Below are 12,363 nucleotides of genomic sequence, written 5' to 3' on the forward strand. Positions count from 1 at the left end.
TGCTAAAAGTACAAGCCACCATCCGTCAGGAGCTGAAAAGCATCGCGGGGCTAGCCCGCGATGAGAGCAGACGATCAGTGCTTGGTGATGCGATCCAGGTAACCCATGACGAATGCCGAAATGACGAAGGTCATGTGGATGATCACGTACCACATCAGGTAGTCGGTGGAGATGTTCTGCGCATCCATGAACACCCGCAGCAGGTGGATCGAGGAAATGGCGACAATCGACGCGGCGACCTTCATCTTCAACGACGAGGAATCCATCTTGCCCAGCCAGTTGAGCTTTTCCTTGCTCTCGTCAATGTCCAACTGCGAGACGAAGTTCTCGTAGCCGGAGATCATCACCATCACCAGCAGGCCGCCAACCAGCGACATGTCGATCAGTGACAGGATCACCAGGATCAGGTCGGCTTCGGCGAGGGTGAAGACATTGGGCAGGACATGGATGATTTCCTGGAAGAACTTCAAGGCCAGTGCCAGCAGGCCCAGCGAGAGGCCGAAGTAGATCGGGGCGAGCAGCCAGCGCGAGGCATACATCGCGTTTTCGAGGATACGTTCCATGGACAGTAGGGGACTCGTGAGGTGACTGGAAAAGCGAGCGCGAGTATATCCAGCCACCTGTGACAGCAAAAGCCTGCGGTCAGTTGCCGCAGGCCCGATACATCCTCGATACCCTATCGCCGGCAAGCCGGCTCACACAGGTCAAGTGTGTGGCAGCTTGCGGGCAATGAGATCATAGGATCAGGTTTCGGGATGGAACTGATAATCCCCAAGGTTCCGGCAACGTTCACCATTGATCCGACGCAACTGCGCCTGCAGGTGCAGGCACCAGATCTGCGGATCTTCAGCGACCTGATAGCCATGAAGGGTAAGGCTGTCGACGATGGCGTTCATCACCGATTCGGCCACCATCGGCCCATGGAAAGGGCCCTGGGCCTTGATCGCCGAGGGTTGTTCACCGGCCATGCCGGCGGCGAACAGCAAGGTCCACATGCCATTGTCCCCGGCCAGCGGACGGATGCTGCATTCGATGCGGGTCACCAGGCCCAGGCACTGGCGGGTGAGGCTGAGGTTGCGCATGGCGGCGTCCCCTCTGTAAAGCCCTGTTCAGCCTGAAACCATCAGGCTGTTTCCATCCTGAACCCTGACAACGTCCTTAAGTTCCACTGTAGCCGAGCCGAGGCGAAAGTTGGAAAACTGGCGCTGAACGGTAGCACTTCGCCTCCAGCGCCAGTTTATTGACTTAAGCGGGCTTGGCCTGGGCGATAACCTCCTCCAGGCGCTCTTTCTCGGCTTCCTTGATTTCTTCCTCGCTGATCATTTCGGCAATCACCCGCAGGCGCTCGACCACTCGGGCGTTGACACTGCCCTCGGCGAACTCGCCCTTGTCATCCATCTCACCAGCCTCCTCGCCAACCAGCAGGCTCAAGGCTTCGTCGGCCTGGCTTACGGCATAGACATGGAAGCGACCGGCCTCGACCGCCTGCACCACCCGCTCATCGAGCATCAGCGTGGCGACGTTGGCACGCGGGATGATCACCCCTTGCTCACCGGTCAGGCCACGGGCTTCGCAAAGACGGAAGAAGCCTTCGATCTTCTCGTTGACCCCACCGACCGCCTGCACCTCGCCAAACTGGTTGATCGAACCGGTAATGGCGAAACACTGCTTGAGCGGGGTGCGCGACAACGCCGAGATCAGCGTGCACGCCTCCCCCAGCGAGGCGCTGTCACCATCGACGTAGCCGTAGGATTGCTCCAACGCGATGCTCGCAGAGATCGCCAGGGGGAATTCCTGGGCATAGCGGCTGCCCAGGTAGCCGGTGAGGATCATCACACCCTTGGAGTGGATCGGCTGCCCCAGGTTGACCTCGCGCTCGATGTCGACGATGCCGCTGCCGCCCGGGTAGACGGTGGCAGAGATGCGCGCCGGCATGCCGAACGCCGAATCTCCGACCTCGAGCACGGTCAAGCCGTTGCACTTGCCGATTGCCGCACCTTCGGTATCGATCAGGATGATCCCGGCGAGCATGTCGTCGAGCACCCGCTGCGACACCCGTCCGGTGCGCTGGGCCTTGGCCTTGAGCGCCCGCTCGATGTGGCCGGCGTCGGTCATGCTCTCGCTGGCCAGCTGGCGGATGAAGTCGGCCTCGCTGACCAACTGGAACAGGTCGCCAATACGCGCCGACAAGCGCGACTGGTTCTCGGCCAGGCGAGCACTGTAGGTGGCCAGGCGCGCCACCGCATCGCTGGTCAGCGGCGCCATGCCTTCCTCGTTGGTGCGGGTGCGCAGCAACTGGGCGAACTGCTCCAGGTTCTCGTCGACCATGGGCATGTCTTCATCGAAGTCCACCAGCACCCGGAACATCTCCTGGAAATCCGGGTCATGGTCCTGCAGCGCGTAGTACAGCTGGCGCGAGCCGATGATCACCAGCTTGACGCTGAGCGGGATCACCTGCGGCGTCAGGCTCACGGTGGCGACACGGCCCAGTTCACCCAGCGGCGACTCCATCTTCAGTTTGCGCGACTGCAAGGCACGCTTGAGCGCATCCCAGACAAAGGGCTCGCCGAGCATCTTCTCGGCTTCAAGAATCAGGAAGCCGCCATTGGCGCGGTGCAACGCACCGGCGCGAAGCTGGCGATAGGAGGTGTACAGCGCCCCCTGGTCGGTGCTGTATTCGATGCGACCGAACAGGTTGTCGTAGGTCGGATGCGGCTCGAACACCACCGGAGCTCCACCTTTGCCCGGGTGGCCGACCACCAGGTTGGGCGCGTACTGCTCCTCTAGCATCTTGCGCGCCACCGCGTCGGTCTTGCTGTCATCGACCAGTTGCTCGACCACGGTGCGCAGCAGGTTCAATTGCAGCGATTGCAGGTAGGCGCACACCGCGGCGTTTTCCGCGTACTTTTCCGACAGCGGCGCCAGCAGCGGCTGCAGGGCGAGGGTGATGGTCTCCTCGTTAAGCTGGCGCAACTGGTTGTTCGATTCACGTTTCCATTGCGGCAGGCTGGAGAGTTCTTCGTTCAGGCGCTCCTCTAGCTCGGCAATGTCTTCGTGGAAGCGCTCGCGCAACTCCTCAGGCAGTTGGGCGAATTCGGCTTCGTCCAGCGCCTTGCCATCGGCCATGGGGGTAAAGGCGACATTGCTGCTGTCGCGGTACAGCGCCACGTCCTTCTCCAACGAGGCACGCTCGATCACGTCCAGCGCCCGGTCATAGCGCTGGTTGAAGGCGCGGTCGATGGCGCTCTTCTTCTGCTGGTAGGAAGGGTGCTCGAACACCGCCGGGAACGTGGCCAACAGGTTGTCGATCAGGCCGTTCATGTCGGCGAGGAACGCCTGGGCGCTGCCAGCCGGAAGTTCCAGCGCGCGTGGCTCGCGGGAGTCCTCGAAGTTGTTGACGTACAGCCAGTCAGCCGGGGTGTGCTGGCGCTTGCCCTCGGCCTTGAGGTAACGCTTGACGAAGGAGAACCGGCCTGTGCCGGGCTCGCCCATCACATACACGTTGTAACCGGGGCGCGGCATCGCCACGCCGAACTGCAGGGCCTCGACGGCACGCTCCTGGCCCAGCACACCACGAAACGGCTCCAGATCGTCGGTATTGGAAAAAGCAAACTGTTCAGCGGAGAAACGCCGGGTCAGGGCTTCTGGCGCGAGACGCAGGCGCGAGGCGACAGGATCGGGCATTGGGTTTCCTTACTTCGGCGGGGCGGATGAAAGGCATTCTGGCGCTGCCAGCGCGCAGCGGCAAGGCTCCGTGGGACTTTATGTCACAGCCCAAGCCAGGCAATCACGCAAGCAATTTTTCGCAATAAACAACGCAACCTTTGGATCGTGCCTAAACTCCAAGCTGCGCAGGGGGATGGAAATCCTCCCGCCCTGGCAACCGCGTTGCCAGAACCCTGACCATTGGTACGTCACTTGAGAAAGAGAACAACGCTATGAAACGGATTCTTCTGGGTACTCTGTTCGCCGCTGTCTCGATCAACGCCATGGCCGAAGCGCCAGGCGGCCCGAACTGCGGCTGGGGCAACCTGCTGTTCGAGGGCCAGCGCGGCACACCGGCCCACTTCCTGGCCTCCACCACCAACGGCACCTCCGGCAACGCAACCTTCGGCATGACCTCGGGCACCAACGGCTGCTCGACCAAGGCCGCACTCACCTATGGCGGCAAATCCTGGTTCGCCATGAACGGCATGATGAACGAGCTCTCCGAAGACATGGCCCAGGGCCAGGGCGAAGCCCTGACTACCTACGCCGTGGTCCTCGGTGTGGCGCCTGAAGACCGCGCGCATTTTGCCGCCGTCACCCACGAGCACTTCCAGCAGATCTTCAGCAGCGCCGACGTGACTGCGGAGACTGTCCACTCCAACACCCTGGCGGTGCTCAAGAGCGATCCGCAACTGGCCAAGTACGCCACCGAGGCCTGAGTACCACGCCTCCCGCCCCGGTACCGGGGCGGGTTTGGCGCTTCACCTTCGGCATCATCAGGATGTAGTTGCCCGACATGCTCAAACGCCTCGCTTCCCTGGCGCTGATTGTCAGCGCACCGCTTCATGCCACCCCACAGCTTGACCCGGCCCGCGTCCAGCAGTTGGCGGCCACGCCATACTGGATCGCCATCGGACACTACGAGACTGCCAAGCTTGGTGGTTGGCGCAGCTATGTGGACGACCCGCGCTTCTTTCTCGCCGAGGATGGCGCGCACCACCCGGATCAGGAGCTGCAGGCCACGGTCGCCGCGCTGTATGCCCCGGCCAGCCTGGGCGACAAGCACGCCCAGTGCGTGTTCCCCGCGCGGACCCGCTGGCTGCGCGAACAACTGGCCCTCACCGATCTGCCGAGCCCGGCCTGCCAGGAATTCGATACCTGGTACAAGTCGATCGACCCGCACAGCGCGGCGCTGATCTTCCCGGCGGCCTATCTCAACAGCCCGTCGTCGATGTTCGGCCATACGCTGCTGCGCATCGACCAGTCCAATACCCGGCGTGACGACACCACGCTGCTGAGCTACGCGATCAACTTCGGCGCCTACATCGAGGGCAGCGACAACAGCATCCTCTATGCCTGGAAAGGCCTGATGGGCGGCTATCCCGGGCTGTTCGCGATGATGCCCTACCAGGAAAAGCTGTCCGAGTACCGCAGCCTGGAAAACCGCGACCTGTGGGAGTACCAGCTGGACCTGACGCCCGAAGAGACCGGGCGCATGGTCGAGCATGTGTGGGAGCTCAAGCAGATCAAGTTCGACTATTTCTTCTTCGACGAGAACTGCTCCTATCGCCTGCTGGAGCTGTTGCAGGTGGCACGCCCCAGCCTGGACCTGACCTCGCAGTTCCCGCTGACCGCCATCCCTACCGACACCGTGAAGGCGGTGAAACAGTCCGGGCTGGTGGCGGACGTGCGCTACCGCCCGTCCCGCGAGCGTGAACTGCTGGCCCGTGCCGAGCCGCTGGACCATGAGGAAAAGCAGCAGGTGCTGGCCATCAGCGCCGACACCGCGCAGTTGCAAAGCCCCTCTTTCACCGCCCTGCCCCGCGACCGCCAAGCGCTGGTGCAGGATGCCGCCTATCGCCTGGAACGCTACCGCGCCAATGGCCAGGAACGTGATCCGGCCCAGGCCGGCCGCAGCTATGAACTGCTCAGGGCGATCAACCGCAACCCGCCGCCGCCATTGCAGATCGAGCGGCCCGGCCTGCCGGAGGACGGCCACCAGTCGCGCACCTGGCAACTGGGGGTGGGTACCCGCGAGGACCGCGCCTACGCCGAGTATGGCCTGCGCATGGCGTACCACGACCTCAACGACAACATGGACAGTTTCCCCCTCGGCGCGCAGATCGAGATCCTGCAACTCAAGCTGCGCCAATACGAGGGCAACGACTGGCAGGTACAACGCCTGGACCTGGCCACCATCCGCTCGCTGACACCGCGCAACGAACTGCTCAAGCCCTGGTCGTGGCAGGTCGCCGGTGGCCTGGAACGCATGCCGGGCAAGCATGACGACGAGGTGCTGGTCAGCCATGTCAACGGCGGCGCCGGCGGCACCTGGCAACTGGGTGACGACTTGCTGGGCTTTGCCCTGGGCACGGTGCGGGTCGAGCATCACAACGACTTCGCCGAATTCATCTCGCCCGCCGCCGGGTTCAACGGCGGGCTGTTGTGGCGTAACCCGCTGGGCAACCTGACGCTTGAGGCAAAGGGTGATTATTTCACCAACGGCGAAGTGCGGCGCAGCGTGAGCCTGAACCAGCAGTGGGAGATCAGCCGCGACCTGGGCTTGCGGTTGAGTGCCTCGCGACAGTTCAGCCACCTGGCCACGGCGCAGAACGAGGTGATGCTGGAGTTGAAGTGGTATCAGTACTGAGCACCTGGGCCGCTTTGCGGTCCCAGTCCCGGTGCAATCCTTCGACAGCGTTTTGACATCGTGCCAACAATTCCCGACCTAGACTTTGCGGTATCAATCCGAGGGTCCTGTGGTCATGTCGCGGTACTGGTTAGGCTTGTGCTTCTTGCTGCTGGCGGGTTGCGAACCCCCCCATGAACAGATGGTCAACCAGGGCTACCCGCCCGCCTACGCCGACGGCTTTCAGGACGGTTGCAGCAGCGGTCGCCAGGCCGCCGGGATGATGGCCGGGGACTTTCGCAAGGATGTCCCGCGCTACCTGCACAACCGCCAGTACGAAAGCGGCTGGGACGACGGCTTTCGCCAGTGCCACGCCATGCAGTCCAACGAAGACCTGCGCGAGTATCGCGAACGCTATTGGGACGAGCGTGACCGCGACTGGCAGCAAGAGAAGGATCAAGGCGCCGCACGCGCCTATCGCCGCAATTGACGTCGCAAACGGACAACTATTGAAACCCGCAGCCTGCCACCATGGTCTCCAGCACAAGGAGGCCAACCATGAGCCGAGCATTCGTCAATGAAGACCAGGCCGCCGCCCAGGCCAGCCAGCCGGTCGAGCGCCTGGTCAGCGATCAGCCCAACTACGTCACCGCCAACGGCCTGGCACAGTTGCAGCAGCGAGTGGCCGCGCTCAATGCATTGCACGCCGAGCTGCAGGCCGAGGGCGATACCGACAAGCAGCGGCTGGCCGATACCGAGCGTGACCTGCGCTATTTCACCGCCCGGGTACAGAGCGCGCAGGTGGTACCTGCTGCAACGTCCACAGAGAAAGTGCAGATCGGCAGCCTGGTGCGGTTCGTCGATGAGCATGACCAGGAGCATCAGGTGCAACTGGTGGGCGAGGATCAGGCCGATGCCGCCCAGGGGTTGGTCAACTGGGGCTCGCCGCTGGGGCGGGCGCTTCTGGGGGCCGGGCCTGGAGATGAAGTGTTGTGGCGACGGCCGGCGGGGGACCAGATGATCGAGGTGCTGGCCATTCTGGGTGAGTGCTGAAATCACCGCAGCCGCTTCGCGCCCCTTTCGGCGCGAAGCGGCCCCAAGTTATCGAATCAGACCACGCCCTGGGCCAGCATCGCGTCAGCTACCTTGACGAAGCCGGCGATGTTGGCGCCCTTGACGTAGTTGATGCTGCCATCGGCCTCTTCGCCATAGTGCACGCAGGCATGGTGAATCGACTGCATGATGTGGTGCAGCTTGCTGTCCACCTCCCCGGCCGTCCACAGCAGGCGCATGGCGTTCTGCGACATCTCCAGGCCAGACACGGCCACGCCGCCGGCATTGGACGCCTTGCCCGGCGCGTAGAGAATGCCGGCCTCGATGAAGATATCCACAGCCTCCAGGGTGGTCGGCATGTTGGCCCCTTCGGCTACGCAGATGCAGCCATTGCGCAACAGGGTACGGGCGTCTTCGGCGCCCAGTTCGTTCTGCGTCGCGCACGGCAGGGCGATATCGCATGCCAGGCTCCAGGGTGTCTGGCCTTTGCGGAACTCCAGGCCGAACTGCTCGGCCAGCTCGCTGATGCGGCCGCGCTTGACGTTCTTCAGCTCCATCACGGCCTCCCACTGGGCGTCGGTCAGGCCGGCTTCGGCGTACAGCGTGCCTTCGGAATCGGACAGCGAGATCACCTTGCCGCCCAGGTCCATGACCTTGCGCGCTGCGTACTGGGCGACGTTACCGGAACCTGAGATCGCCACGCGACGACCGTCGATGCGCTGGTCGCGGCGCTTGAGCATCTCTTCGGCGAAGTACACGCAGCCGTAGCCGGTGGCCTCCGGGCGGATCAGGCTGCCGCCATAGGTCATGCCCTTGCCGGTCAGCACCGAAGTGAACTGGTTGGCCAGGCGCTTGTACTGGCCGAACAGGAAGCCGATCTCGCGGGCACCGACGCCGATGTCACCCGCTGGCACATCCAGGTCGGCGCCAATGTGGCGGTACAGCTCGCTCATGAACGCCTGGCAGAAGCGCATCACTTCGGCGTCGCTCTTGCCCTTCGGGTCGAAGTCCGAGCCGCCTTTGCCGCCGCCCATGGGCAGCGAGGTCAGCGAGTTCTTGAACACCTGCTCGAAGGCCAGGAACTTGAGCACGCCCAGGTTGACCGACGGGTGGAAGCGCAGGCCGCCCTTGTACGGGCCGATGGCGCTGCTCATCTGGATACGGTAGCCGCGGTTGACCTGGACCTTGCCCTGGTCGTCGACCCACGACACACGGAACAGCACGGCGCGCTCGGGTTCGACCATGCGTTCGAGAATGCCTGCCTGCAGGTAGTGAGGGTTGGCTTCTAGGAAAGGCCACAGGCTGCGCAGCACCTCCTCCACGGCCTGGTGGAATTCGGGCTGGGCCGGGTCGCGTTGTTGCAGTCGGGCCAGGAAATCGTCGACAGATTCGATCATGGTAGACATCTCACCAAGAGAGGGATTGTTTTTGGTTTTTTCGGGAATGTACCAAGAACCAATCGCACTGGAACAGGGCGCAATGTCGTTTTTATGAAATTAATTGGTGCGTTTTCTATAACTGTATACAAGTTTTCCGCTGTACTCGTGAACGCGCACTTGCTCCCTGCTTTCCTGTAACGCAGCAACCGCGGGGCAAGCCCGCTCCCACGCCAGCCATCCCAGTGTCTGTACGCCGGGCACAAAAATGGGGCCCCTGAGGGCCCCATCGTTGTGCAGCGAAAACCGGCTTACTGGGCCAGTTTCTTGTGACGCACGCGGTGCGGCTGGGCAGCAGCATCGCCCAGGCGCTTCTTGCGATCGGCTTCGTACTCGGTGTAGTTGCCTTCGAAGAACACCACGCTGGAGTCATCTTCGTACGCCAGGATGTGAGTGGCCACACGGTCCAGGAACCAACGGTCGTGGGAAATCACGATGGCGGCGCCCGGGAAGTCCAGCAGGGCTTCCTCCAGCGAACGCAGGGTTTCGACGTCGAGGTCGTTGGACGGTTCGTCGAGCAGCAGGACGTTACCGCCCTCCTTCAGGGTCAGGGCCAGGTGCAGGCGGCCACGCTCACCACCGGAGAGGTCCTTGACGAACTTCTGCTGGTCGCCGCCCTTGAAGTTGAAGCGGCCGACGTAGGTGCGCGACGGGATCTCGTAGCTGCCGATGCGGATCTGGTCGGAGCCGTCGGAGATCTGCTGGAACACGGTCTTGCTGCCGTCCAGGTCCTCGCGGCTCTGGTCGACGCAGGCCAGCTGCACGGTTTCACCGATCTCGATGCTGCCCGAGTCCGGCTGCTCCTTGCCCATCAGCATGCGGAACAGGGTCGATTTACCGGCACCGTTACCACCGATCACGCCAACGATGGCGCCCTTGGGCATGGCGAACGACAGGTTGTCGATCAGCACGCGATCACCGTAGCCCTTGGTGACGTTCTTGAACTCGATGACCTTGTCGCCCAGGCGCGGACCTGCCGGGATGTAGATCTCGTTGGTCTCGCTGCGCTTCTGGAATTCCTGCGACTGCATCTCTTCGAAGCGCTGCAGACGGGCCTTTGACTTGGACTGGCGGGCCTTGGCGCCTTTGCGCACCCACTCCAGTTCCTCTTTCATGGCCTTCTCGTGGGCGCTCTGCTGCTTGGATTCCTGCGCCAGACGGTCCGACTTGGCTTCCAGCCAGCCCGAATAGTTGCCTTCGTACGGGATGCCGGCGCCGCGGTCCAGCTCGAGGATCCAGCCGGCGACGTTGTCGAGGAAGTAACGGTCGTGGGTGATCGCCACCACGGTGCCGGGGAAGTCGTGCAGGAAGCGCTCCAGCCAGGCTACCGAGTCAGCATCCAGGTGGTTGGTCGGTTCGTCCAGCAGCAGCATGTCGGGGGCCGACAGCAGCAGGCGGCACAGGGCCACGCGGCGCTTCTCGCCACCGGACAGGTGCTCGATCTTCGCCTCCCAGGCCGGCAGGCGCAGGGCATCGGCGGCGACGTCCAGCTGGCGCTCGAGGTTGTGGCCGTCGGCGGCCTGCAGGATGGCCTCGAGCTTGGCCTGTTCGGCGGCCAGCTTGTCGAAGTCGGCATCCGGGTCGGCGTAGGCGGCGTAGACCTCGTCCAGGCGAGCCTGGGCGTCCTTGATCACGCTGACCGCTTCCTCGACCACTTCACGCACGGTCTTGCTCGGGTCCAGCTGCGGCTCCTGGGGCAGGTAGCCGACGTTGATGTCGGGCATCGGACGGGCTTCGCCGTCGAATTCCTTGTCGACGCCCGCCATGATCCGCAGCAGGGTCGATTTACCCGCGCCGTTCAGGCCCAGCACGCCGATCTTGGCGCCCGGGAAGAACGACAGGGAAATGTTCTTGAGAATTTCCCGCTTCGGCGGCACGACCTTGCTCAGCCGATGCATGGTGTAGACGTATTGAGCCAAAACCAAGCCCTCTATCAGATAGGTAAAGACACGCGCCCCGGCATTGGCCAGGGGATGTGATTACGGGGTCATTGAACAAAGTGGGCCATTCTACGCCAAGTCGCGGCGTTGCACAGATGAGGTAGATGGCGGGACCGCTCGGCGGCCTTCGCGGGGCAAGCCCGCGCCCACGCCGGCACGGGTGGGGCGGGCTTGGCGCGGGCTCAGACGTGCGACTGCCTGGCCTTGCCACGTGGCAGGCGGCAACGGTCCGACTGCTCGGCCAGGCGCGCGGCCCAGGCGGACTTGACGCTGAAGCCGCCACTGCGGGCAGGTTTGCCAGCCGGCTTGCTCACGGCCTTGGCAGGCGCGGCAGTGGGCTTGGCAGTGGGTTGAGCGGCAACCTGTGCGACCGGCTCGGCGGCAGCCTTGGCCGATTTGCGCAACTCGGCCAGCGACGGCGTCTTGTTGGCACTGGCGGCAGCCGCATCCGGCTTGGCCAGCGAGCGCTGGCAGGTCTTGCAGGATACGTCCTCGGCCACGGCAGTGCTGACCAGCGTCTCACTGCTACGCCCGCAGGCGGAATCGAGGCCATTGGTGGAATAGTGGGTAACCAAAACCGTACATCTCCGATGCGTTGACTATGAAGCGGGCGGCATTCTCGCACAGGTTGCAGGGACTTGCCGAACCGGCATGACCAACTGCCGCCCGGCATCGGACATGCGGACTGGCACTTTGCCATATTTGAAGGCATGCTAGTCGGCTTCCCGCATGCGTCTTATAGTGCGCCCAGCAACCACGGCACGGGCCGTGCATGCCGCGAGAACGCAACCCCTGCCATCGTCAGCCCAATCGCAGGACCCAACGCTTGACCAATCTCACGCAACCGTCATCCCTGCGTCCTGCCGATTCCACGGCCGGCACACACCTGCGTGGCTCGCTCAAGGGGGCTTTGGCCCTGCTCGCCCTGGTTCTGCTGGGTCTGCTGCTATGGCAACTGTTCGCCCAGTTCCGCCATACCCAGGACGACCTGCGCCAGCAAAGCCTGGCCACCAGCGCCGAACTGGCCGACCACCTGAGCCTGAACATGGCGCTGAAGGCCCAGCAATCGTTGAACCTGGTCCAGCCCTACGTCAATCCTCCGGCGCCTGCCGCCCTGCCAAGCCTGCTCGCCACCTTGCAGGCCCGCCTGCCGGCCCTGCGCGACCTGGCCTGGCTTGACGCCACCGGGCAGGTGCGCAGTGACACCCTCGCTGGCTCACCCGACCGTCAGCTGATTGACGACCTGCTGCAACTGAACCAGGGCCGTGCATTTTTCTATGGCAACGATGCCGACAATCAGCGGGTCTACCTGCTGCTGCGCCAGCCGACCGAGCAAGACCGCGGCTACTGGTTGCTGCGCCTGAGCCCCGACTACTACCAGGAGCTGACCCGTCATCTTGACGGCCCCACCCATCCTTTGTGGCTGCTGGAAAACAGCCGCAGCGGCGCGGTCATCGAGCGCCATGGGGACCGGCAGACCAGCGAAGAGCCTCTGCAAAGCGTGATGCTTGCCTTCATCGACAACAGCACCTGGCAACTGCGTGGCCTGTTCGATGCCGGCCTGGCCCGCGACAGGCTGCTGCCGGCGCTGCTCGGC

The 12,363-nt window shown here is 63.5% G+C and carries 10 protein-coding genes; 4 read left to right on the forward strand and 6 right to left on the reverse strand.

Annotated elements, in window-relative coordinates:
* Positions 1 to 74 precede the first annotated feature (74 nt).
* From ACVWY1_RS19615 to ACVWY1_RS19625, 3 genes are all read right to left on the reverse strand, one after another.
* Positions 75 to 563, reverse strand: a complete 489-nt coding sequence (locus tag ACVWY1_RS19615) for a TIGR00645 family protein (protein ID WP_023631146.1) — start codon at positions 561 to 563, stop codon at positions 75 to 77.
* Positions 564 to 743: 180 nt separating this feature from the next.
* On the reverse strand, positions 744 to 1,082 hold the full coding sequence (locus tag ACVWY1_RS19620; RefSeq protein WP_023631147.1) for a PA4575 family protein: 339 nt from the start codon (positions 1,080 to 1,082) through the stop codon (positions 744 to 746).
* Between the two features lie 163 nt (positions 1,083 to 1,245).
* Positions 1,246 to 3,684: a Lon protease family protein gene (locus ACVWY1_RS19625; protein ID WP_102683864.1), complete on the reverse strand. Its 2,439-nt coding sequence runs from the start codon at positions 3,682 to 3,684 to the stop codon at positions 1,246 to 1,248.
* A 254-nt stretch (positions 3,685 to 3,938) separates the two neighbouring features.
* On the opposite strand from ACVWY1_RS19625, the gene ACVWY1_RS19630 reads away from it, so the two are divergent.
* The 4 genes from ACVWY1_RS19630 (at position 3,939) to ACVWY1_RS19645 (ending at position 7,390) form a co-directional block, all read left to right on the forward strand.
* Entirely contained in the window at positions 3,939 to 4,427 is a 489-nt protein-coding gene (locus tag ACVWY1_RS19630; RefSeq protein WP_023630569.1) for a DUF3015 domain-containing protein, read from the forward strand.
* A 77-nt stretch (positions 4,428 to 4,504) separates the two neighbouring features.
* Positions 4,505 to 6,358 (forward strand): Lnb N-terminal periplasmic domain-containing protein, encoded by a 1,854-nt coding sequence (locus tag ACVWY1_RS19635; protein WP_457378661.1) that lies wholly within the window; start codon positions 4,505 to 4,507, stop codon positions 6,356 to 6,358.
* Positions 6,359 to 6,473: 115 nt separating this feature from the next.
* Complete coding sequence (locus tag ACVWY1_RS19640; protein WP_457378662.1) at positions 6,474 to 6,827, forward strand: hypothetical protein; 354 nt, start codon at positions 6,474 to 6,476, stop codon at positions 6,825 to 6,827.
* 68 nt (positions 6,828 to 6,895) lie between these two features.
* Positions 6,896 to 7,390 carry a GreA/GreB family elongation factor gene (locus ACVWY1_RS19645; protein WP_102683868.1) on the forward strand — a complete coding sequence of 165 codons (495 nt, stop codon included), beginning with the start codon at positions 6,896 to 6,898 and terminating at the stop codon, positions 7,388 to 7,390.
* 56 nt (positions 7,391 to 7,446) lie between these two features.
* On the opposite strand, the gene gdhA is transcribed toward ACVWY1_RS19645, so the two are convergent.
* From gdhA to ACVWY1_RS19660, 3 genes are all read right to left on the reverse strand, one after another.
* Positions 7,447 to 8,787, reverse strand: a complete 1,341-nt coding sequence (gdhA, locus tag ACVWY1_RS19650) for an NADP-specific glutamate dehydrogenase (RefSeq protein ID WP_102683869.1) — start codon at positions 8,785 to 8,787, stop codon at positions 7,447 to 7,449.
* A gap of 290 nt (positions 8,788 to 9,077) precedes the next feature.
* Positions 9,078 to 10,745 carry an energy-dependent translational throttle protein EttA gene (gene ettA, locus ACVWY1_RS19655; RefSeq protein ID WP_038707327.1) on the reverse strand — a complete coding sequence of 556 codons (1,668 nt, stop codon included), beginning with the start codon at positions 10,743 to 10,745 and terminating at the stop codon, positions 9,078 to 9,080.
* 203 nt (positions 10,746 to 10,948) lie between these two features.
* Positions 10,949 to 11,341: a hypothetical protein gene (locus tag ACVWY1_RS19660; protein WP_102683870.1), complete on the reverse strand. Its 393-nt coding sequence runs from the start codon at positions 11,339 to 11,341 to the stop codon at positions 10,949 to 10,951.
* Positions 11,342 to 12,363 lie beyond the last annotated feature (1,022 nt).

The sequence above is a fragment of the Pseudomonas sp. TE6288 genome (assembly GCF_054062095.1).

Coding starts and splice junctions, on each gene's coding strand:
- ACVWY1_RS19615 (WP_023631146.1), bottom strand. CDS start 563: ATGGAACGTATCCTCGAAAACGCGATGTATGCCTCGCGCTGGCTGCTC.
- ACVWY1_RS19620 (WP_023631147.1), bottom strand. CDS start 1,082: ATGCGCAACCTCAGCCTCACCCGCCAGTGCCTGGGCCTGGTGACCCGC.
- ACVWY1_RS19625 (WP_102683864.1), bottom strand. CDS start 3,684: ATGCCCGATCCTGTCGCCTCGCGCCTGCGTCTCGCGCCAGAAGCCCTG.
- ACVWY1_RS19630 (WP_023630569.1), top strand. CDS start 3,939: ATGAAACGGATTCTTCTGGGTACTCTGTTCGCCGCTGTCTCGATCAAC.
- ACVWY1_RS19635 (WP_457378661.1), top strand. CDS start 4,505: ATGCTCAAACGCCTCGCTTCCCTGGCGCTGATTGTCAGCGCACCGCTT.
- ACVWY1_RS19640 (WP_457378662.1), top strand. CDS start 6,474: ATGTCGCGGTACTGGTTAGGCTTGTGCTTCTTGCTGCTGGCGGGTTGC.
- ACVWY1_RS19645 (WP_102683868.1), top strand. CDS start 6,896: ATGAGCCGAGCATTCGTCAATGAAGACCAGGCCGCCGCCCAGGCCAGC.
- gdhA (WP_102683869.1), bottom strand. CDS start 8,787: ATGATCGAATCTGTCGACGATTTCCTGGCCCGACTGCAACAACGCGAC.